The sequence below is a fragment of the Luteolibacter sp. genome (genome assembly GCF_039920825.1).
In the GTDB taxonomy this organism is placed as follows: domain Bacteria; phylum Verrucomicrobiota; class Verrucomicrobiia; order Verrucomicrobiales; family Akkermansiaceae; genus Luteolibacter.
On sequence record NZ_JBDSCX010000039.1, the window covers coordinates 66,527 to 86,750 of the forward strand.

Consider the following 20,224-nt stretch of genomic DNA (forward strand, 5'->3'; position numbering starts at 1 on the left):
CGGAACACCAGGATCCGCGGCATGAAGCGCTTGATCAAGGCTTGGTGGCGATGACGCGGGCGAAGAGCTTGCCTCCGGCCGCATTGGTGCGGGGAACGGCGACGCTCACGGTGTCGAGGTCAACGCTCGGCGAGTCTTCGGTGACAGTAGCGATACCGGCGCTGGTCGCACCGATGGTGACTTCATCCGGCGCACCCCAAGTGCCAAGGTTGGTGGACCACTGAACCTTCAACGTGGTGTCGCTTTCCGATAGATCGGAGCGCTTGAAGCTGACGACAAGGTCCGTGGTAGTCAGCGAGCTAGTCGGCAGGATGGAAGTGTTGGAAGAACCCGCGCCGATCGGCAGGCCACCGAGGACGTATTCGAGCAGATTGGCAATGCCGTCGAAGTCAGGGTCCTGATTGACGCCGTCGTTCACGCCCGCGGTCAGCCCCTTCGCGACGGCCCAGGACGCGTAGCCTGCCGGGGTGGCGCCCACTTGAATCTTGCCAGTCCCGGTGATGAGTCCGCCGGAATTGCCCGCATCGTAGATGCCATTGGCTTGGGCGACGCCGTTGAAGTAAAGAGCGTTCACCACGTCGGTACCCGAGTGGGTGAGGTTCAGCACCGCACCGGTGGCGATGTAAACGTCGGCAGTGTTCGCGAAAAAGGCGGTATCGAGTGACAGAATGCCGCCGTTGACGCGGGTGTCACCGGTGTAGGTCTGTGCTCCAGCGATCGTCTGGGTGCCAAGCCCGCTCTTGGTTAGGGCCACTTTTCCAGCGCCATCGCTGATGACGCCGGCGAAGCTGCCGGTGTTAGTAGTGGCGGGCACACCGCCGACGCCGAAGGTGCTGACGGTGGCGGCGGCGGTGTTGGTGACCGACGTTCCAACGGAGCCGTTGAGCGCACCGATGATTTCCGAACGACCGTTAAGATCGAAGGTCCCACTGTTCAGAGCGACCGCGTTATCGTCCTGGATTTGTCCGCCACCCGCGGCGGTGCCGGAGAGTTGGACGTTGGAGCCGTTGTTGATGGTGAGCCCGCGGTCCACTGCCAGTTGGCCCGGCATGTTCAGGACGACCTTGCCGCCGTTCACCACCAGGACCAGCAGGTTGTTGGGTGCCGTCGCCGCAGGAGTTCCCAAGGTCAGGGTGTTGGCTCCGTTCTTGGTCAGAGTGGCAAAAGTGGTCTGCACACGCTGCAGGGTGATGTCACCCGCGCCATCGACGGCGAAGTTTCCGTTAGAGAGCATTTCGGAATTCACCACGGCCGGAGTTCCGACGTTGCTGTTAACGAGCGCGCCGCTGCTTCCGTAGCCTGCTCCCGCGACACTGAGACTTTCAGAAATCGTCAAGCCATTCAAATCGAGGCTCGCGCCGTTCGCCACAGTGGTCCCGCTTCCGGAAGCCACAGTGCCTGGAACTCCCAAGGCGGAAGCATTTCCCAACACCAAAGTTCCCCCACCGACCAAAGTGGAGCCGTTGTAGCCATTCGCGCCGCCGAGAGTGAGGGTCGCGGATCCGTTTTTCACCAGCGACAAAGCCGAGCCAGCACCCGCGTCGCTGATCGTGCCGGAAAACGCGGAATCGTTGACCACGGTCGCGTTGATCGCCGCGACCGCTCCGGTGTTGTTCACCGAACCACTGCCCGAAAAATCACCGGTGGTGATGGCGGTGCCGGCAACATCAAGGCTGGCATCGATGGTTAGCGTTCCGGTTGCCAGCGACGACCCGCCGAGCTTGATCACGTTGCCGGAGAGGGTCAGCCCGTTGGCTCCGCTGCTAACTGCTGCGGTAACGACGAGCGGATTGGCGCTGTTGTTAGTCCACGTCTGGCTGTCGCCGAGGGACAGCGTGGTCATGCCGAGAGTTGCGCCGCCATTTCCCGATTCCAGAGTGATGCCGCCCGATTGAAGGGAAAGTTGATTGGCCCCGCCGATGCTCGCAGCTGCGGAGGTTCCCCGGAAAGTGAGGCCGTTGATCGCGAAGTTGCCACCCAGCGTGTTGGTCAGGTTGCTCGGGCTGTTATTGGAAAAGAAGACATCCGTGGTGCTTCCTGGGAGCGCTGCGAGGAAAGTGCCGCCAGCAGCGGTGGTGGTGAAGTTCCCCTGGCCGCTGCTGTTGCTGGTCCACGAGGTGCCTTTCGATCCCGACCAATAGGCAGCGGCAGGCGAGGCCGCTCCGGTAGTGACGAGTTGGACGGCGTTCGCCGTGACGTTGAGACTGCCGGTGACGCCAAAGCCAAGCGATGGATTGGCAAGCGTGAGGCCGCCAATGGTGGTGCCGCTGCCGGTGGTGAAGCCGGCTCCGGTGCCGTTGGCGAAACTAATCAGATCATAGGTCTGGTTCGCGGCGACGCCGAGGCTGGTCATGGTGATCACCGCGCCGCCGGCCCCTACGTTGAGATCACCTGACAAACTGATCAGGTCGGCGGTGGATGGACCGACCTCCATGTTCAAACTGACGGAATTTCCCGCCGTTCCGCCTAGCAGAATTCCACCACTGTCGGTCGCAAAGAGGATGCCGACCGCTCCGTCCACGACGTTCACCGTGGCCCGATTCGCCGGACTGCTACCGCTGGCAAGCGTGACAACACCATTGATGAAGCCGGTACCGCCGACGCTGCCCCCCCCATGGACATTCACTGAACCACTGTCCGAACCGTTCGCAATGAAGGTGCCGCCGGTGTTTACATCCACCGCGCTGGCAAAGGAATTGTTCGCACGCAGGATGCCACCGTTGACTGCGGTCGCGCCGGTGAAGGAGCAGACTCCGGTGAGCGTCTGGGTGTTCGAGCCGTTCTTGGTCAGCGCGACGGTGCCGGTGCCATTGCGGATCAAGCCTTGGAACGTCGCGGGAGTGGCGTTGCTGTTGCCGATGGCGAAGGTCGCCGTGGTGGAGGCGATGGCGTTTTCGATGATGCCGCTCATCGCCGATCCCACCGCGCCGCTGTTGAGGTTGTTGAGGTCGCCGAAGATCAGCGTCGCATCACCGGTGCCGCGATACTGGACGCGGCCGGTTCCGCCATTGGTGCCGTTGCCATACCATAGAAGATTCATCGCCGTGTTGCCCACGCTGGTTTCGTTGAAGGCGAGGCCGCCGATGTTCGTCGCGTCGATCGCCAACGTGCCGGTGAAGCCGCTGACGTTGCCCAGCTTGACGATGTTGTTATTTCCCGAGTTACTGTTAGCCACGACCAGGCCGCCCGGGTTGGTGATGGTGCCGGTGAAGCCGCCAGTGGCGGCTCCGGTGCCTTCCATGTGCAGCACGCCGCCGCGCGCGGTGAAGTTGAGGGAGTTCGAGACGTTCAGGCTGGCGATGATGAAGAGCTGGCCGTTGTCGATCGAGATGCCGCCGCTGCCGATGGCCGCGGTGGCGTTGGAGCGCACGCCTTGGAGTGTCTGCGCGGTTAGGCCGCCGGCGGTGGCAAGATTGGCGGAGGTGAGGCTGCCTACATTGCTGCTCTTGATCGTCAGGCCACCGCTGAAGGAGTTGGTGGTGTTCAGGATCTGGACGTTGCCCGTGGGGTTGCTGCCGAGCAGAGTGAGCGCCAGCGTGCCGGTGCCATTGGTGAAAGCGGTCTGGCTGAACGGCGCGCCGTTGGTGGCACCGGTGTTGATTGTCAGATTTCCTCCGGCCGCGCTGCTGGTGACGGTCCCGCCATTTGCCGCGGTGTTGGTGGTGGCGGTGAAATTGCCGGTGGTCTGGGTGAATCCGGCAAGATCCAGGGTCCCCGTGGAGTTTGTGCCGAACGTGATCCCGGCCGTGGAGGTGAGGGCGTTGCTCGCCCCGAGTTTGAGGGTGCCTGCGGTGATGGTGGTGGCGAGCGTGTTGCTGTTAGCTCCGGAAACGGTCATCGTGCCGGCTCCGATTTTGGTGAATCCGAACGAGCCGCTGATCGCGCCGACGACGGCGATGTTGCCCGAAGCCGCGTCGAAAGTCCGGGCGGCGGTGAGACCGAGAGGCAGCCCGAGGGTTTGGAGGCTCGTGCTATTGTTAGTGACGTTGCCACCGAGTGAGATGCTATTTCCCGAAATGGTGAAAGCACCCGCACTGGCATCAAACGCGATACCGTTGACGGCGATTCCGGTCTGGTTGTTGACCGAGGCAAGTTGCGCGGTGCCTGCGAAGTTGAGCGCCACCGGAAAGACGGGTAGGAGATTATCGTCCCAGTTGGCAATCGTGCCCCAGTTTCCATCAGGCGCACCGCCACCGTCCCAAATATTAGCGGCACGAGCGGCCGACGTCATCCAGAATGCCAGGAGCGAGAGTCCGAGGGCGCGAAAGCCGAGGAGTGTGGATCGATTGGGTTTCATATATTTTTTGGGTATTGGGTTTTGTTTGGAAAGCAGGATTCGAGAGATACGCACCGGATCTTTGCGGTAGGATTGAACTACATACCGCGCACCCCGGCTGGATAGGTGGCACTTAGGTCACACTGGTGACTGATGGTTTATTTCGATTCACCACCAGGTGATGTTCATCCCGTTTTCGCGGGCCAGCGCTTCCATCAAATAGTAGTCGCCCCAACTGGTGTAGGCTTTCACGGCCATTCCGACCTGGCCATGCTTCAGGGTGCCGCGGACCGCAGGATCGGTATCGAGATAGCCAGGCGAGCAAAGGCGGTCGAGCAATGCGTTTTTAGCCGCGCTGATGACGGCGCCGGCTTTACCTAACATTTCCAATTCCTGGAAACCACAGACTGCAATGGAAGCAGCCGAGGAATCCCGGATGTGGAGCGCGGGGTCGTCCGGAAGGATGAAATCCCAGACAGGCACGATTTCGTCGTCTAGCAACGAGATGAATTTTCGGGCGATCCGCAGCGAAGCGTCAAGGTAACGCTCGTCCCCGGTGTGGCGATAGCCCATCGCGAAACCGTAAATCGCCCATGCCGTACCGCGCGCCCAGTGGCTGTCGATTCCATAACCGCAGTAGTTGTCACCGCGGGTCGGCGCGCCGGTCACGAGATCAAACCGGTGGGCGTGGAAAACCGAATCGTCCTCCCGAATGAACGTTGCCAATGTAGTGTCGCTGTGGCGGATCGCGATCTCGCGGAACCTTGAATCGCCGGTTTTCTGAGTGGCCCAGTAGAGCAGCGGCAGGTTCATCATGCAGTCGATGATCGCCAGCCCGGCGTAATCCGTGTCCGGCTCGTCCATCCGGCCCCAGGCGCGGATGTAGTTTCCTTCCGGCACAAATCGGTTAGCAAGCACCCCGGCAGCCTTGAGTCCGAGTTCGCGATGACGGTCCTCACCGGTCAGCTTGTGCAGGGCAACCGAGTGCAGCGAATAGAGGAAGCCGAGATCGTGCATGGTCTCCGCCGCGAACTCGCCCACCTTTTTCTGGTAGAGCGGATCCAGCGCCAGCACCGAACTGATGAAATGCTCGTCCTCCGTTTCGTTCCAGCCGATCAACGCCATGCCGGTGAAGAAAGACGTCGTCCAGTTGCCGATTTCAAAAAAGCCTTCGCCCCATTTGGAGAAATCCCCACCGGGATCGAACGACCAGGTGGTCGGCTGCGTGGCGAGGTCCGCGATGTTTTTGCGGGTCTTCCGGATGAGGGTTTCGTAGGCAAGCGACCGGGACGGAGACAGGCGGCTGGAGGTGATAGGAGAGGTATTCATGACATGGGTTGCTCAGAAAGGCTGAAAGCATCCGACGGTAGTGCCGTGCGCTTGGGCCGGTCAAATGGCCGAACAGGTTTCAGTGTACAACACGCGCCGGACATACCTTTTCCCGAGGCGGAATCCGTCAGGCAATCCCATCTAGTCCACGGGTGTGATCCACAAGGCTTGGCCGCCGGCGGCTTGCAGCGGCACATCTAACACAGCACCTGCATCCACAGGCAGGGTTGTCACTCCCACTTTCGTATGGGTCGTAGTTGCAGGCTCGTCCGCATACACATGTGCGGCGTAGCGCTTCCGGGGATCGAGAAAAGTCAGCGGCACCTTGAGCGTGCGCGGCTCGCTGCCGTTGATCGTCCCGACGAACCACTCGTTGCCGCTTCGCCGCGCAATCGTCGCGTATTTTCCGATGTCGCCGCTGACAACCTTCGTCTCGTCCCATACGGTCGGCACGTGTTGGAAGAACTCGATTTCAGGCTCTCCCTGATAGGCTGCCGGGCGGTCATACCAGAAGACGGTTTGCAGCGGACTGTAGGCAACCACTGACATCGCGAGCTGGTGCGCGTGAGTCGATTTCAACCGCTTGTCGTAGTAGCAGATGGTGTAATCGCCCGGTCCGGCGACGAAACGCGTGAATGGCAGCGTGCAGTTGTGTTCGGCTGTTGGAAAATTCTCGTTCCCGCGAATGCCCTCCACCGTCAGCAAGTTCGGATAGGTCCGCTCGATACCCGTCGGGCGGTAGCCGTCGTGGAGGTTCACCATGAGATGACTCTCCGCCGCCTTGGCCACGGTTTCGGTGACCCATGCCGTCGCGGCCTGCGAACCGACCTCTACGAACCCGAGCTTCACGCCCTTGATGCCCCATTTTTCGTAGAGCGGAAAAATGACATCGCGCTGTTTTTCAACGTGCCGCCGGTTGACGTAGAGGAACAATCCGACTCCCCTCTCCTTCCCGTAGCGGACGACTTCGGGGATGTCCAAGTTAGGTTTTGCCACCTTCGTGGGATCGCTCTCCTCCGCATTCTCCGGGCCATACCAACCGGCGTCAAAGAGCACATAGTTGAGCCCGCCCACCGCTGCGAAATCCATGATCGCCTTGGCGTTCTCGGTGCTCAGCGCCGTGTCGCGCATGATCTTCCCGGGCTGGATCCACGACACGTCCTTCGATGCGGGCGGCGCGTTCAGGTTCAACATCAGGAAATTTCTTTCCAACAGATCGCCTGGCTTTGCGCCCACAACGAACATCCGCCAGGGAGTCGCCTGCCCCGGCTTCAACGTGAAGCGGGGATCCCCAGGTCCGAGGACTTTGGCCTCGTTCGCAGTCGTTCCTCCGAGCGCGGTGACGAGCGTGTCAGAACATGCGGACACCGGCGAGATCAGCATCCGCGGATAGTTGTCGTTCGCCGCCTCGGCGAGGCTTGCGAAAACGCCGCTCGCATACTCCAGCGTGAGCGGCCGCTCGCACCACGGGGTGAAATCCCGAATCCTCAGCCGTCGATATTCACCCTCGGTCGCGATTTCGTGCCAGCCAAAGGTGTCCGCCGGAAAACGGAACTGGCTCCGCTCGCCGGCAAATTCCATCACCGCTCCGGCATGCGCCGGAAAGGAATAGCGGAACGCCGCTCCTTCGTCATACGCGCGGAACGTGAGACGCATCATCCCGCCTTCCGGCTTTTTCAAATCGACTTCCAGCTCCCGATAGTTGTTAGGCACGGTCTTGCGCTCGCCATAAACCGGCGTCCATTCGTCCTTCATTTCGCTGCGGGACACCTTTGCAATTTCGAATCCATCCAGGTGGCCGGGCAACAGTCCCAGCGCTGACTCAAGCACGATCGGCTTGCCGATATAGTCGATCGCGTAGGCGGGCACACCGCCCTTTTGCAGCGCGAAATTCACCGCGACTTTGCCATCCGGCGAGACGATGCGATTGGCCCCGGTGGCACCTGATGGATTCGTCACCGCGACGTGGTCGAATTTCACCCTCGTCGTGACCGGGATGCCCGAGCAGGCGGCAAGACCGGCGAGGCACTCGGACGGCAGTGAAACCGTGGCCGTACCGACCGGGATCCACGTTTTTCCATCGACGGACCAAGCGCCCGTGAATTTGTTGCCCGCGCGCGCGAGCTTCAGCCAGCAGACGCCCGTTAGTCTGCCGTTGGAGACCGTCGGATCGACGAGATTTCTGCCATCATGGTCCACGGCTTCCGCACCGATCGCGTTGCGGGTCGTGAGTCGCACCTTCCAGTTAGGCGTTTCGAGATTGGCCTTCGTATCCGCATCGATCAGCAAGGAAACCTGCGCGGCATCCGGGCCGGTGCCCGCCCGCATCATGACGCCGAAGCGCGAAAGCTGCGAGCTGAGCTGCGGCAGGTGGCGCGCGACAATCGTGGCATTGCCGTCCACCGGCAGCGACGCGAATTGGAATTGGTCGCTCTTGCCACCGATCTTTTCACCTCCGCCTTCGAGAGTGAAAACCTCGCCGTCAAAGCCCGCGCCGCCCGCGACAGACGGCCCACCGACATCCTGATGCGTCCACGGCATGGGCAGACCCGCGGCGAAGGAAACCGGCACCGAATCGGGACTTTCACCGGCATCGTTCGCGGCCGACACGACGTATTGATAGACTTCGTCCGCCTGAACCTTCCCGTCGGAAAAGGTCGCCGCCGTCACGTTTCGCGCGAGGGTTTCCGCCCCTCGTTTGATTGTGTAGGTCTTCGTGCCGACGGGAGCAATCCAGGTGAGTGTGATCTTCTCCGGCGAACTTTGCGCGACCAGCCCGGCCGGGGCGGCAGGGATGCCTGGCACCGTTTTCGCGGCATCGTTCGTGAACAACAACGTGCCGAATCCGACGTGGTCCGCACCGCTGCCGCCGGGGCCTTCGGGGCGGTTTCCTTCGACGACACGTTTCACTGAAGGAGCGGTTAGCCCCGCCCGGTTTTGATAGTGATTGAGGATTTGTTCGAAGACGGCGCGAAAACGGCCCCGACCTTCCGCCGAGATCGCGGCATGTCGATATTTCCCCGTGCGGTCGAGCGTCTCCGCGAACGGCACGTCTTCGCCGAGGTTGTATTTTGCCGTGTATTCGAAGCCTTTCAGCAACAGGTTGTCGTCGATGCCATAGAGATCGAGGCCCTGGTGCCAAGCGATCTCGCAGCAGTCGACAAGATGGGCAAGGCCAAGCTGCGTGTGCTGCTGGTCGCGCCCGCTTTCCTGACATTGGCCGGTTTCGTTGATCACGTAGTTCGAGAGCCGCCCGTCGCCCGCGCCGTCCACGTAGTAGCGCAGGGCACGCTCATAGATCGTGCGGTCATCGCAGAAGACGCCAATGGCCAGCACAGTTTTTATCGCGGCCGCATCCCAATTCCCATTCGCAAACGGAGCAAAATCCCTGATTACCGGATAGATCACCTCGCGGAAATGTTTCTCCGTTCGCGCGACCTCCGCGGGCACCCAACCGGCGTTCGTGTGGCGCAGGATTTCTGCGGCATTCACCATCTTGAACGGCCCGAGACCTGCCATCAACACCGCGTCCTTGCCGGTGATGGATTTCAATGTCGCCGACCAGGCATTGACGATTTCCTTCGCCTTGTTGGCATAGGTCATGTCACCCGTGATGGTCCACATCAGCGCGCATTGATAGGCGGCGGTGGCGTCGTTATCGTAATCTTCCGCGCCGACGGTGGGATTGCGACCCACCATCGCCTTGGGACCGCGCATCTTGTAGTCCGCTTGCGAGTGAGGGTCGGCACGAAAGACCTCATACCCGGCATAGGTCGGGAGCGTCCTCTCCGCGACGGCGGCCTTGATCCGCTCCAGATCCCGGCGGCTGTGGAGCAACCCCGGATGCACCAGCCCGATTGGCGCGAATTTATTGTTAGAAACCGGATCGGCAGAGCAGGAAATCAATGTCCCCAGCAAAAGCAGCGGTGAAAGCAATGCCATTGCGAGTCGCTTCAAATGACGGGTTGCAGAGACGTTGGCGGCACGGGCGGGCGAGGTCATCCGGAATTTGGGCAGCGAGACTCCAAAAGCATGTAAGCCGTGGAATGTGGATCGGTCGGGCTTCATGTTTTTTTTGGATATTGAGTCTGGTTTGAAAAGCAGGATTCGAACGATTCGACAGGATCTTCGCGCAAGATCGAGAAATAGGAAATCCGTCTCATGGGAAACTCGCAACCACCCTTGCATAGAGCTTTCCGCCATTTCCGCGCGGAATGGCGACCGTCACGGTATCGAGCGATGCGGAAGGCGAATCTTCCAACACCGTCACGTTGCCCGAACTCGCCGGTCCGATAACGACTTCGTTCGCCGGCAGCCAGGTTACCAGGTCCGTGCTCCATTGCACCTTCAGCACCGTGTCGATTTCCGAAAGATCAGACCGCCTGAATGTTAGGAAAAAGTTGTCCGGGGTCAGGGAAGCCGTCGGCAGGATGGAGGGGTTGGCGGAACCCTCGCCCGCTGGGGTTCCACCCAGGACGTACTCCAACAGATTCACAATCCCATCGCCGTCCGGGTCGTCACCAGTGCCGTCGTTCACGCCCGCTGTCAGCCCGTTGGGAACACCCGAGGCCCACGAGAAATATCCGGCGGGGACCGGACCGACCTGAATCCGCCCCGTGCCGGTGATGTAGGGCACAATGTTCGTCGCGCCGGATCCCGACGCACCATAGAGACCATTCGGCATCGGGGTGCCATTCACGATCAAGGCACCCACCACATCGGACGACGGGTGATCAAGCTGGAGCTGGCTGCCGGAGGCGATGGTCAGCGTGGCAGTGTCCGACAAGCAGGGATGCGACAGCGTGAGCGAGCCGGCGGCGGAGATGATGGTGTTGCCCGTGTTGGCATGGACACCTAGCAGCTTGAGCCGGCCGTTGCTGACGGTGGTGACACCGTTGTAGTTCGTGCTGCCGGTCAACGTAACGGTCGCCGTGCCAGTCTTGGTTAGATTCACCGTACCGCTGGCCTGCGTGATCGTGCCTCCGAACGAACAGTCCGAGGACGGCGAAAGGATCAGCGTGTTGCTGCCGGTGTTGTCCCAAATGCCGGAGGTGATCGTGCCGCTGCCCGACAAGCGGCCGAGCGTGTTGGTGGCGCTGGTCGTGTCGGTGCCGTTGCCGGGATTTCCGTCGCCACGTGAATTGAGGACGAGGGTTCCGTTTACGATGACCGACGCCGTGATGCTGTTGAAGACATTGCCGGTCTGGTTCGCCCACGCGGCGGCTCCGGCTTGGATCTCGAGGTCGAAATTATTGTTAAAGGTGTCGTTCTGGTTCGATTTCAAGACTCCATCCGCAACTACGATTTTCCCCGGCCCGGTGATGCCGTTGCTGGTGATCTCGAAGCTGAGCGCTCCCGGACCCGTCTTCGTCATGGTGAATCCGCCGAGGGCCAGCCGCCCGAGCAACACCGTTGCCACGTTCGCGCCCGCGACACCCGCGCCATCGATGCGGATGGAGCTGTCCGCATCCATAAAGACGGTTGCCGGGTTCGTGTTCTGGTGGTTGATGCGGATGCCGTTGGTCGTCCCGGTAGCGTCGGCATACAGCGCGCCCAAGGTTCCGCCCGCACCGTTTCCGGCAAGGCGGATCTCCTTGCGATCCATCTTCGAATTGTTGCCGGAGACTTCCAAGGTGGCGCCGCTCGCAACCATGGCACGGTTCAGTCCGCCCGCGGAATCCGCGCCGAGGAAGGTCTTGGTGGTGCCGTCGCCCACACGGACGATCCCGGCGTTGATCAAAGTATCGCCGGTGTGGGTGTTGGCGTTGCGAAGGTGAAGGATGCCCGCGCCAGCTTTGTTGAAGCCGCTGACACCGGTTAGTATTTCATTGATCGTCGCGATTTGCCCGGCAGTCGTCACGGTGATGGATCCATCGAGCGTGATGGCGGCCGCGGTGCCGTTTGCCAGATTGTAGCCGTCGGAGTTGAAGGTCATGCCTCCGGTCACGATGCCGTCATTAACCGTGACGGTCTCGCCCACTCCACCGAAGACCGCCTTGTTGCCGTTGATCCACGAGACGGTACTGGAATCCCAATTTACGTCGGTGAGACTCCAAACATTCGAACTACTGGAAGAATCATAGTTCTGCACGTCGGCATTTTCCGGAGGTGTCCAACCGGTAATGGCGACGTTGTCGAAAACGCCGGTGTCGGGCATTCCGTTGTTACGCGAGCATACGGCGAACCCCACCTTGATCGTGGACGCCATGGAAACCGTTAGGGAATGGACCTGCGTCCATGCCACGCCGTCGGCGGACACGGAACCGGTGAAAACATTTCCCGTGCGGGACAGCTTCAGCCAGCACGGCACGGTGCTTGCGGGTACCGGCACGGTCCCCGTCGAGGAACCGCCACCATTCGTTCCGGTGCGGTAAGTCATGTCGGCGGTGTCAGAGCCGTCGATGCGCAGGAAGACGTGCTTTGATCCGCCGGCCGTCGATTCCCGCATGGCAATGCCGACCTTGCTGAGCACGCTGTATTTCTCGCGGCTGGCCAGGCGGACGACGATCTCGCCATTGCCGGTGAAATCCCTGGAAGTGAACCCGAAGATGTCCACGACGCCGCCACCGTAATCAAGGCCGGCGCCTTTCACCGTGAAAGTGCCGCCCGAATAAGTCGCCCGCGCCGGTGTGGTCTGATAGCTGATGTCGTCGCAGGTCCACCCCGCGGGCAGCGCCGGCAGGGTCGCGGCGGTTGCGATCGCGGATGGGGAGCCCTCCCCAATCGAATTCGTCGCGGACACGGTGAAGTAGTAACTCCGCCCGGCCAGCAGTCCGGTCGCCGCATAGCGGGGAAACGTGGTCCCCGCGCCCGTGGCAAGGGTCGTGAACGGCCCGGCCGCCGCCGTGGCCCGCTTGATCGTGTAGCCCGTGGCACCGGGACTGATAGGCCACACCAGGTCGATGCGGCTCTGGCCCGTGGAACTTGCAGTTAGGGAGACCGGAGCAGCGGGAGCGGAACCCGACGGATAGGTTTCCACCAAACCCGAAACCGCGCTTTCACCCGCGGCGTTCACGGCGGTGACCCGATAGTAATAATAGCTGCTGTTGGTAACCGTGGTGTCGGTGAAATTCGTGGCCGTGAGACCGGTGGCAATCTGGACAAGCGTGCCACCTCGCGACGTGGCGCGTTTCACGTTGTAGGTCGCGGCCCCCGTGCTCGCGGGCCAACTGACGGTGACCGTGGCATTTCCCCAGGTCGCCGAAGGCGCGGCGGGCACCTGGGGAAGATCCGCATTGCGCACCGGCAAGGCGAACACCAGGGTTCCGAACGCGACGTGATCACGGTCGTAGCGCTCGGCCTGAATCCCATCATTATACCAACCACTCATTGGCGTCAATTTAAGTCATAACCATCTAAATATTAATAAATAACGAAATTTATTCTTGACGTGCTTTGTGGGTCGGCAGGCTTGGCATGTTCAGAGACATTTCCAAATTCCCGGCAGGTTTCGTTAGTTTTTCCAATGCCCTCCCTGCCCTCGAAGAGACCGCCCAACTCTCCGGTTTGATCGTCCGGCAATCCAACAAGTTTTCTGCGGAAGGATTTCTGCTGACCTTGCTCAAGGCGGTTTCAACAGGCCATGCTTCATTCGGCCAGATGGCCAGCTGCCTCGGGGAGCGCGAGTCGAAGACCTTGTCCCGACAAGCGCTTCATCAAAGGATGAAGCCAGCGGCCATCGATTTTCTCCAGTCCGTATTGCAACAGACTGCGGCGTCCACCGCAGCCGCCGGAAGGAAGGACTGGAAGCTGCCCTTCCGTCGAATCCTCTTGGAAGACGCGACCCAGTTCCGCATGCATCCCGGCAACCACCCCTCGTTCCGGGCCGTGGCTAACAACAGTGGGCCCACTGCTGGCGCAAAGGTGGATGTCGTCCTGGATCTAATCAGTGGTCAACTGCTCCGGCTGTTCGAAACCGAAGGTCATGTCCAAGACCGGACCCTGGGGCCGGAGTTGCTTCCGATGGTCGGCGAAGGGGATCTGGTGCTGCGGGACATGGGTTATTTCGATGTCTCCGCGTTTGCCGATGTGGAATCCAGGAAAGCCTTCTGGCTGAGCCGTCTCCATGGCCAGGCAAGCGCCACATCCGGAGACGGCGAGGCACTCGAATCCCTGTTGGCAAAAGCATCAGGTAAGCTGCTGGATCTGGAAGTCGTGTTGACCCAGAAAGCGCATCGCGCGCGCCTTGTCGCCTTCCGGTCGAGTCCCGAGGTCGCGTCCCGGCGTCGGCAGCAGAAGAAGGACAAGCGGAAACGAAATGGCACCCAGGCAAGCAAGCGCTCACTGGTCCGGGAAGACTGGACCATCCTGGTGACAAACATCACACCGGAACAATGCTCCGCGGAAGAGCTTTTCAGGCTCTATCGGCAGCGCTGGGAGATCGAGATCCACTTCCGGGCGTGGAAGCAATCCTTGCAAATGCACAAGGCGCTCCATCGGATTACCAGCCGCATTCACCTCCATGCCCTGATGCTTGCGGCGATGATCTTCTCCACGCTCGCAATCCGCATCAACCGACTCATCATCCAACAGATACCGGGACTGCAAGCCAGCGTGGAAAAACTTTTCGCCTGGTTGTCAGGCCGCTTGAAGATCATCCGGAGATTATCGGCAGAACTGCCCCTCGACCCGAGACACATCTGTCGCTGCAAACGAAAACGGAAATCCCTCAAGCAAAACGGCAACGGCTTCAGACCTTAAATTGACGCCAATGACCAACCACTGTAAACCGTGCCATCTTCCGCGGTGATCGTGGTGTTTCCCGCGAAGAACGCGCGGGTCAGCGTGACGGCGTTTTCCGTCTCGGGCGCCGGGATGCCGAAGTAGTGCTGATAGGGATAATAGGCCTCCTCCTGACAGGAAATATCCCAGCGCCCGCGGCCGATGTTGGTGAGGTTGCCATTCGGCAGCGTGTCGGCCTGCACACCCGCCGTGTAGGCGACGGTGTTGCCGTTGTTGTAGCGGTTGATGTATTCCTGAGCGACCAGCAGGCGGTTGTTCTGATAGGTCCACAGGTCGATGCCCTGGCACCACGCGATGTGGGCGCCGATGGTGAGGTTGTTGACGCCGAGCGCCCAGTGGCCGATGTCGCGGTCGGCCTCCATCGTCCAGCCGCCGGGAGGAATGTAGTTCGGGATCCCCATGTCGGCCTCGATGGGCGAGCCGTATTTGATGGCGTTGAGCCCTTCGTTGAACTCGGCGGTGTCATCGAGAAACACGCCGGCGGACATCTGGCTGATCGCGCCGATGATGCCCCAGTTGCCGCCGCCGTGCATGCGGTTGAGCGGAAGCAGGACGTTGCGGATGAAATTCGATGCCGTCGTGGTATCCGAGGCGCTCCACCCGCTATAGACCACGCCATTCGATTTGCCGTAACGGAGGATCTCGGCCGCGGCGATGAACTTGTGTCCCTGCAAGCCGGCCGTCAGCCGCGCGTCGCCACCGGTGATCAGGGTGCAGGTGGACGCCCAACCGATGAGGATCTGGCGGGACTTGGTGGCGTAGGCCGTGTTTCCCGTGATGATCCAGCGGATCGCGTTCTGATAGGCCGCGCCGCAATCGTTTTCCCACTGGCTCAGGAAATAGGCCGTCTCCCCGGCCGCCGGCCGGCGGATGAAACTCGCCGGCCCCTGCATCGAATAGGTGGAAGACGAGCGCGAGTCGGCGGAGAAGGCTGCATAACCGCTCGCCCACGGCTGCTCATTTGCCGCGACCTTGGTCCGGATGCGATCGAGGTCCGCCTGGGTGTGAATGACGCCCGGATGGACGAACCCCTGGCCACGGACGTTTGAAACGATCGCCATGGCAGCGCATAGCCAAAAGAATAGCCATTTGGGTCGGGGCATTGAACTGAATTGGATTTTAAAGCCACCGCACGACTGCGGCCTGTCTGACTAGGAGCACATTTCCACCCGCCGGGATACCCACATTGCGGTCACCCAGTAAACCGATCGTTCGGTAAGCGCGCGATCAAGAGGATGAGGATTGGGAAAATCTAAGGTTTGGCGGGAGGCTCGGCAGCCAGTTGGGAACGCACCATGGTGACAAGAACGGGACTGCTCCAGAAGCCTGAGAACTTGTCTCTCTTCAGCGGTTCCGATTCGGTATCGACATGCGCCATGATGACTCCGCGGATTCCTGTGCGCTTATCGATCCATGGATAGGTGCCAGCCCAGCTCGGGCTGCTGATGAGTGTTGCGTTTCCTGCTGCATCAAGTTCCTCGCGCCACATGCCGAGACCGTAGATGCCGTTGTGCTTGTTGCCTCTCGCGCGCTCGACAAACTCACTGGGATTGACCTTGGCCTTGCCAACCTGATCGGACTCCATTTCCGCGACCGCCTTTTCGGAAAGAATGCGCTTTCCTTCGAATGTCCCGCCGTCCGCGATCATCGTTAGAAACCGCGAATAGTCATGAAGCGTGCTCACCGCGCCACCCGCAAGCATCGGTGTGTGGCCGGGATCGACTGGCGTGAAGCGGGTCTTCGTCATGCCCAGCGGCCTGGCAATTTTTTCCAGGAAGATCGTTTCCCAATCCTTGCCGGTCGCGAGTTCCGCCATCCGTCCGGCGACCTGCATCGCGAGTCCGCCGTATTCAAATTGCTCCCCGGGTGCGAAATGCGGCGGCAGCGGCAGGAGATGTTTCACCGATTCCTCACAAGTCTGATAGCCATCGCGCGGCTTGTCATCCGGTTGATAGGGAGGAAATCCGGAGGTATGGGAAAGCAACTGCCGCAGGGTGGCTTTGCCTTTCGGATCGTCTTTGAAAGAGGGCAGCCATTTTGAAACCGGATCGTCCAGCGAGAGTTTCCCTTCATCGACCACTGCGAGAACGGCGGCGGCGGACAACCACTTCCCGGCGGATGCGATGTAAACTTCGGTGTCTACCGTGTGGTCGCCAAATACCTTTTGATAGAGAACTCCGTTCCCCTTCGCGATCCACACCGAGCACCCGGTGTAATAACCCCGATCCACCCAATTCCGGACTTGCTTCGTGACGGTTGGAAACGCGTCTTCCGCCGCCGGACACATAGCGACAAACGCAAGACTTGCGATGAGCACGACAATTTTCATGGATTTGGCTTCAACTCGAACCAATCGAAGTCAGCCGCCTTGCGGTTTCCACTGAGATCCTGGGCGCAGATCCCCACCATCGCACCGGTGAAACCATTGGCGTAGTCATCGGAGATTTTCGACGCATCAAGGACGGGACCGACGGCATGCCAGGCTTCCCCATCGGGTGAGGCACTGAACTGGAGTTTGTCTTCGTCGATGTTAGCCCGGAGGTGGACGAGACCCCAATCATTGATGACGAGTTCGCTTTCCTCCAATTCATCGTAAGCACCGTTGTCCGTCAGCACGACACCGACGATCCGCCCGCGCTCTTCGTGGTGGGTGATCCGCAGGTAATAATGAAAGCGGGTGTTATAGTAAAAGATCAGCCCGGCCATCTGGGTGAAATGCGCCGGCTGGAAGTCCACACAAGTTTCCGCGACGATATGGAAACGTTGCAAACGTTTTGCCACGAGACTTTGATCAAAGAACGAATGCAGCGAATCCCGACCTATCAGACGCAGCCAACCCGGACGCGCAGTGAGCGACAGCCAGCTTTCCGCCATCGGCACACGCAACGAACTCCACGAAACATCAAGCGTCGGTGCATCGAATCCGTCGCGAGCCGGAGCCTCCGGCCACTGGCACTCCGACAGTCCAACAGGTTCTTCAATTTCCAGCAGCGGGCGCACGTCGCCGTGGGCAAAGCGCAGCCATCCGTCCTGCCATATCACGCGCTGGAGGATGGTTTCCCGCCCGAGCGTGCAGCGCCGCTCGCCGATCGGGCGGCTGGCAAGATGCGCCATGAACCACTCGCCGTGCTGCGTTTCCACGATCTCGCCGTGGCCCGCCTTTTGCAACGGCCATGACTCGTCGTGGCGGGTGGTGATCACCGAGGGTTGCGGGTCGAGTTCGTATGGACCTAGCAGATTCCTACTCCGCGCCATGGAGATCCCGTGGTTCCAACCGGTGCCACCCTCGGCGAGCATGAGATAATACCAACCGCCGTGTTTGTAGAGATTCGGGCCCTCCGTGAGAATCTGGTCCTTATGCAAAATCTTCACCCGCTCACCGATCAGCTTCGAGGTGGCGACAGCGTATTCCTGAAGCACGATGCCGGAAAAGCGGTAGTGTCCTTTGCGGAAATCCCACTCCATGTTGAGCAGGTATTTCCGTCCATCGTCATCATGGAAAAGCGATGGATCAAAGCCGATGGAATCAAGTTCTATCGGATCGCTCCACGGCCCGAGAATGTCATCCGCTGTGGTGAGGAAGATTTTGATATCCTTGAAGGGACGTCCCATGCCCGTGTTGCGGAGATTGGTGTAAATCAGCCAGAATTTCCCATCAGCATGACTCAGCGATGGTGCCCACACGCCACCGGAATCCACCACCCCGCGCAAGTCCAACTGGCTGCGGCGCGTTAGGATGTGGCCGATGCACCGCCAGTTTTTCAAATCCCGTGAATGATGGACCGGCACGCCGGGAAACCATTCAAAGGTGGAGTTCACAATGTAGTAATCATCGCCAACTCGGCAAAACGACGGGTCTGGATGAAAGCCGGGGATGATCGGATTTTGAATCATGAAATTGATGATACCGGATCGCGAGGTTCGTCGAAGGATACGTTCACGGCCCTGCGTGCTTCGAGGGTTTTGCGGACGCCATCCATCGATCCTTCGTTCAGTTTGAAGCGGCAGGCCATCACCAGCGCACCGGCAGCGAAGAAAATACCCGGGCCGATCGCGAACCAGAGGAGCTTTTGCAGCACTTCCGGCTTCTGGAGGGTGGTCGAGGAATCCACGCCGGAAAAGGTAACGAGCCAGCCGACGATCAACACGGAAAGCGAGATTTCCAGCTTGTTCATAAACGCGGTGACAGAGGTGAACAAACCCTCGCGGCGTTCGCCGTGCTCCAACTCGTCCAGATCGCAGATGTCCGGCACGATGGCGTTCATCATGGTGGTGCTGATCACCGACAAAGGTGAGAGAACGAGAAGGGGCACGAGCAACAGATACGGTGCGGACGGAGTCAGAAGAAATGGCTGGCAAAGCAGCAGCACCAGCGCGACGCAGGACGGTATCACCAGCCCGGCGCGTTTGCCGAGCTTCACACTGATAGGGCGGATGAGGGGCAGCACGCAGAAGCTGAGAATGCAGGCATAGACCCCGGCATTCCCGGTGAGAGCCCCTGCCTTGTCCTTGTCTCCGCTGAAGATATAATAAACACCGATGTAAAAGAGCATGCCTTGAAACACCCGCTCGCCGAAGAGCTGGAAAAGCTTGTAAGCCATGAGGATCACGAACGGCCGATTCTTGAACGTTTCCGAAAGCGCCTTCAGGATCGGAGTGTGGTTTTTCTTCGCTGCCTGCTTGAAGCGTTCCTTGCAATTCCGCGTTGTGTAGAACGCGGAGGCGAGGGCGACAATGACGGCCGCGCTGGTAATCCAACGGATACCGTTGACCTCGTTGGCGGGCGCGCCCTGAACCGTGGTGAAAGCGACTGATAGAACTTTCCCCATGTGTGCTGAATCAAGGCCCTGCGAGAAAAGATCCTTCACAGTGGCGATCACACCGTGGTGGAAGACCGGCCTCAGGGCGAACCAGTAGGTCCATGCGTTCAACAAAAGCACACCCGTGGTGAAATAGCCGGCAAATGCGGAGATCCGCGAGCGCTCGTTGTAGTCATCTGTCAGCTCGTAGCCGAGCGCCGTCCACGCCATGGCATAGACGCCCCACGAAATATAAAACAGCGTGCCGATCACCGCGAGATAGGCGAGTTGGGCGTTTTTACTCCAACTGCTATCGCCCCACCAAAGGCTGAAAATAAAGACGCTTGCTAGAACCGATCCGGCGACGAGAAACGGCTTGCGGCGGCCCCAGCGGGTGTTGGTCTTGTCGGAAAACTGACCGATGAACGGATCAAGCACCGCATCGATGATTCGGGGAAACGCCATCGCGGTGCCAACGATCGCCGCGCTCCAGCCGAAGCCGACCGTGAAGAAGTTCATCGCCTGTCCGTAAAGGCAGATCAGGACGTTCGTGGCGATGCCGCCGATGGCCCAAGCGCGAATGTCATGCGGCGGGGCGAGGTAGGGCTTCTGACCTGTGCTGGATGACGTCATTTCGGAGTTGCCGGGAATCAAAACGCAGGTTTTGTGGAAAACGCGCATCGCGCATGGGTTTCCATGGTTACCAACGCGTTTTTAATGGAAGCCACCAGCGCCACCACGGGAACATCGCTGCCGTCGTTCGGATGGGTCAAGGTCAGGAATTCGTTGGTGTTCGTGAGACCGTCGCCGTCCGGATCCGCCGAAGGGCCCGCGATATCAGGATTCCCGGAGTTCGCTCCGAAAATGGCGCGGGTCCACGACTCATCAGGAGTTGGGAGCAACCGGGGCGCGCCGTTGACTTTGAGCGCGAAGTCGTCGAAGCGGATGGTCAGGCTTGCGGTGCTGAACGTGACGTGCATCAGTCCCATCTGGAGTGGCAGCTCCGCCACTGTTAGGGGTGGAGCCGGCGCCGGTGAGGTCTCCGGTCCGGATGCTGTCCGCCGTTCCTTTCGTTAGA

Annotated in this window: 10 protein-coding genes; 1 reads left to right on the forward strand and 9 read right to left on the reverse strand. The window is 60.2% G+C overall.

What is annotated here, in order from left to right; all coding sequences use genetic code 11:
- Positions 1-34: 34 nt before the first annotated feature.
- From ABIQ96_RS10730 to ABIQ96_RS10745, 4 genes are all read right to left on the reverse strand, one after another.
- The gene (locus ABIQ96_RS10730) at positions 35-4,297 is read right to left on the reverse strand and encodes an autotransporter-associated beta strand repeat-containing protein (RefSeq protein ID WP_348214582.1); all 4,263 of its coding nucleotides are present in this window, start codon (positions 4,295-4,297) and stop codon (positions 35-37) included.
- Positions 4,298-4,444: 147 nt separating this feature from the next.
- Entirely contained in the window at positions 4,445-5,605 is a 1,161-nt protein-coding gene (locus ABIQ96_RS10735) for a glycoside hydrolase family 88 protein (protein WP_348214583.1), read from the reverse strand.
- 141 nt (positions 5,606-5,746) lie between these two features.
- Complete coding sequence (locus ABIQ96_RS10740; protein ID WP_348214584.1) at positions 5,747-9,673, reverse strand: glycoside hydrolase family 97 catalytic domain-containing protein; 3,927 nt, start codon at positions 9,671-9,673, stop codon at positions 5,747-5,749.
- A gap of 91 nt (positions 9,674-9,764) precedes the next feature.
- Positions 9,765-12,935, reverse strand: a complete 3,171-nt coding sequence (locus ABIQ96_RS10745; RefSeq protein WP_348214585.1) for an autotransporter-associated beta strand repeat-containing protein — start codon at positions 12,933-12,935, stop codon at positions 9,765-9,767.
- Positions 12,936-13,021: 86 nt separating this feature from the next.
- Between ABIQ96_RS10745 and ABIQ96_RS10750 the strand changes: the two genes are divergently transcribed.
- Entirely contained in the window at positions 13,022-14,305 is a 1,284-nt protein-coding gene (locus ABIQ96_RS10750) for an IS4 family transposase (RefSeq protein WP_348214586.1), read from the forward strand.
- Here the strand turns inward: ABIQ96_RS10750 and ABIQ96_RS10755 are convergent.
- The 5 genes from ABIQ96_RS10755 to ABIQ96_RS10775 all read right to left on the reverse strand — a co-directional run bounded on the left by ABIQ96_RS10755 (position 14,302) and on the right by ABIQ96_RS10775 (position 20,156).
- A complete protein-coding gene (locus ABIQ96_RS10755) occupies positions 14,302-15,408 on the reverse strand; it encodes an alginate lyase family protein (RefSeq protein WP_348214587.1) in 1,107 nt (368 codons plus the stop codon). The two genes, ABIQ96_RS10750 and ABIQ96_RS10755, sit on opposite strands and share 4 nt — an antisense overlap.
- Positions 15,409-15,599: 191 nt before the next feature.
- Positions 15,600-16,676 carry a serine hydrolase domain-containing protein gene (locus ABIQ96_RS10760; protein ID WP_348214588.1) on the reverse strand — a complete coding sequence of 359 codons (1,077 nt, stop codon included), beginning with the start codon at positions 16,674-16,676 and terminating at the stop codon, positions 15,600-15,602.
- Positions 16,673-18,241 (reverse strand): glycoside hydrolase family 43 protein, encoded by a 1,569-nt coding sequence (locus ABIQ96_RS10765; RefSeq protein WP_348214589.1) that lies wholly within the window; start codon positions 18,239-18,241, stop codon positions 16,673-16,675. Before ABIQ96_RS10765 ends, ABIQ96_RS10760 begins: the two co-directional genes overlap by 4 nt.
- Positions 18,238-19,779: an MFS transporter gene (locus tag ABIQ96_RS10770; RefSeq protein ID WP_348214590.1), complete on the reverse strand. Its 1,542-nt coding sequence runs from the start codon at positions 19,777-19,779 to the stop codon at positions 18,238-18,240. The genes ABIQ96_RS10765 and ABIQ96_RS10770 overlap by 4 nt, the downstream gene beginning before the upstream one ends.
- A gap of 17 nt (positions 19,780-19,796) precedes the next feature.
- On the reverse strand, positions 19,797-20,156 hold the full coding sequence (locus ABIQ96_RS10775; protein WP_348214591.1) for a hypothetical protein: 360 nt from the start codon (positions 20,154-20,156) through the stop codon (positions 19,797-19,799).
- Between the last annotated feature and the right edge of the window lie 68 nt (positions 20,157-20,224).

Coding starts and splice junctions, on each gene's coding strand:
- ABIQ96_RS10745 (WP_348214585.1), bottom strand. CDS start 12,935: ATGAGTGGTTGGTATAATGATGGGATTCAGGCCGAGCGCTACGACCGT.
- ABIQ96_RS10730 (WP_348214582.1), bottom strand. CDS start 4,297: ATGAAACCCAATCGATCCACACTCCTCGGCTTTCGCGCCCTCGGACTC.
- ABIQ96_RS10750 (WP_348214586.1), top strand. CDS start 13,022: ATGTTCAGAGACATTTCCAAATTCCCGGCAGGTTTCGTTAGTTTTTCC.
- ABIQ96_RS10755 (WP_348214587.1), bottom strand. CDS start 15,408: ATGGCGATCGTTTCAAACGTCCGTGGCCAGGGGTTCGTCCATCCGGGC.
- ABIQ96_RS10735 (WP_348214583.1), bottom strand. CDS start 5,605: ATGAATACCTCTCCTATCACCTCCAGCCGCCTGTCTCCGTCCCGGTCG.
- ABIQ96_RS10740 (WP_348214584.1), bottom strand. CDS start 9,673: ATGAAGCCCGACCGATCCACATTCCACGGCTTACATGCTTTTGGAGTC.
- ABIQ96_RS10760 (WP_348214588.1), bottom strand. CDS start 16,676: ATGAAAATTGTCGTGCTCATCGCAAGTCTTGCGTTTGTCGCTATGTGT.
- ABIQ96_RS10765 (WP_348214589.1), bottom strand. CDS start 18,241: ATGATTCAAAATCCGATCATCCCCGGCTTTCATCCAGACCCGTCGTTT.
- ABIQ96_RS10770 (WP_348214590.1), bottom strand. CDS start 19,779: ATGACGTCATCCAGCACAGGTCAGAAGCCCTACCTCGCCCCGCCGCAT.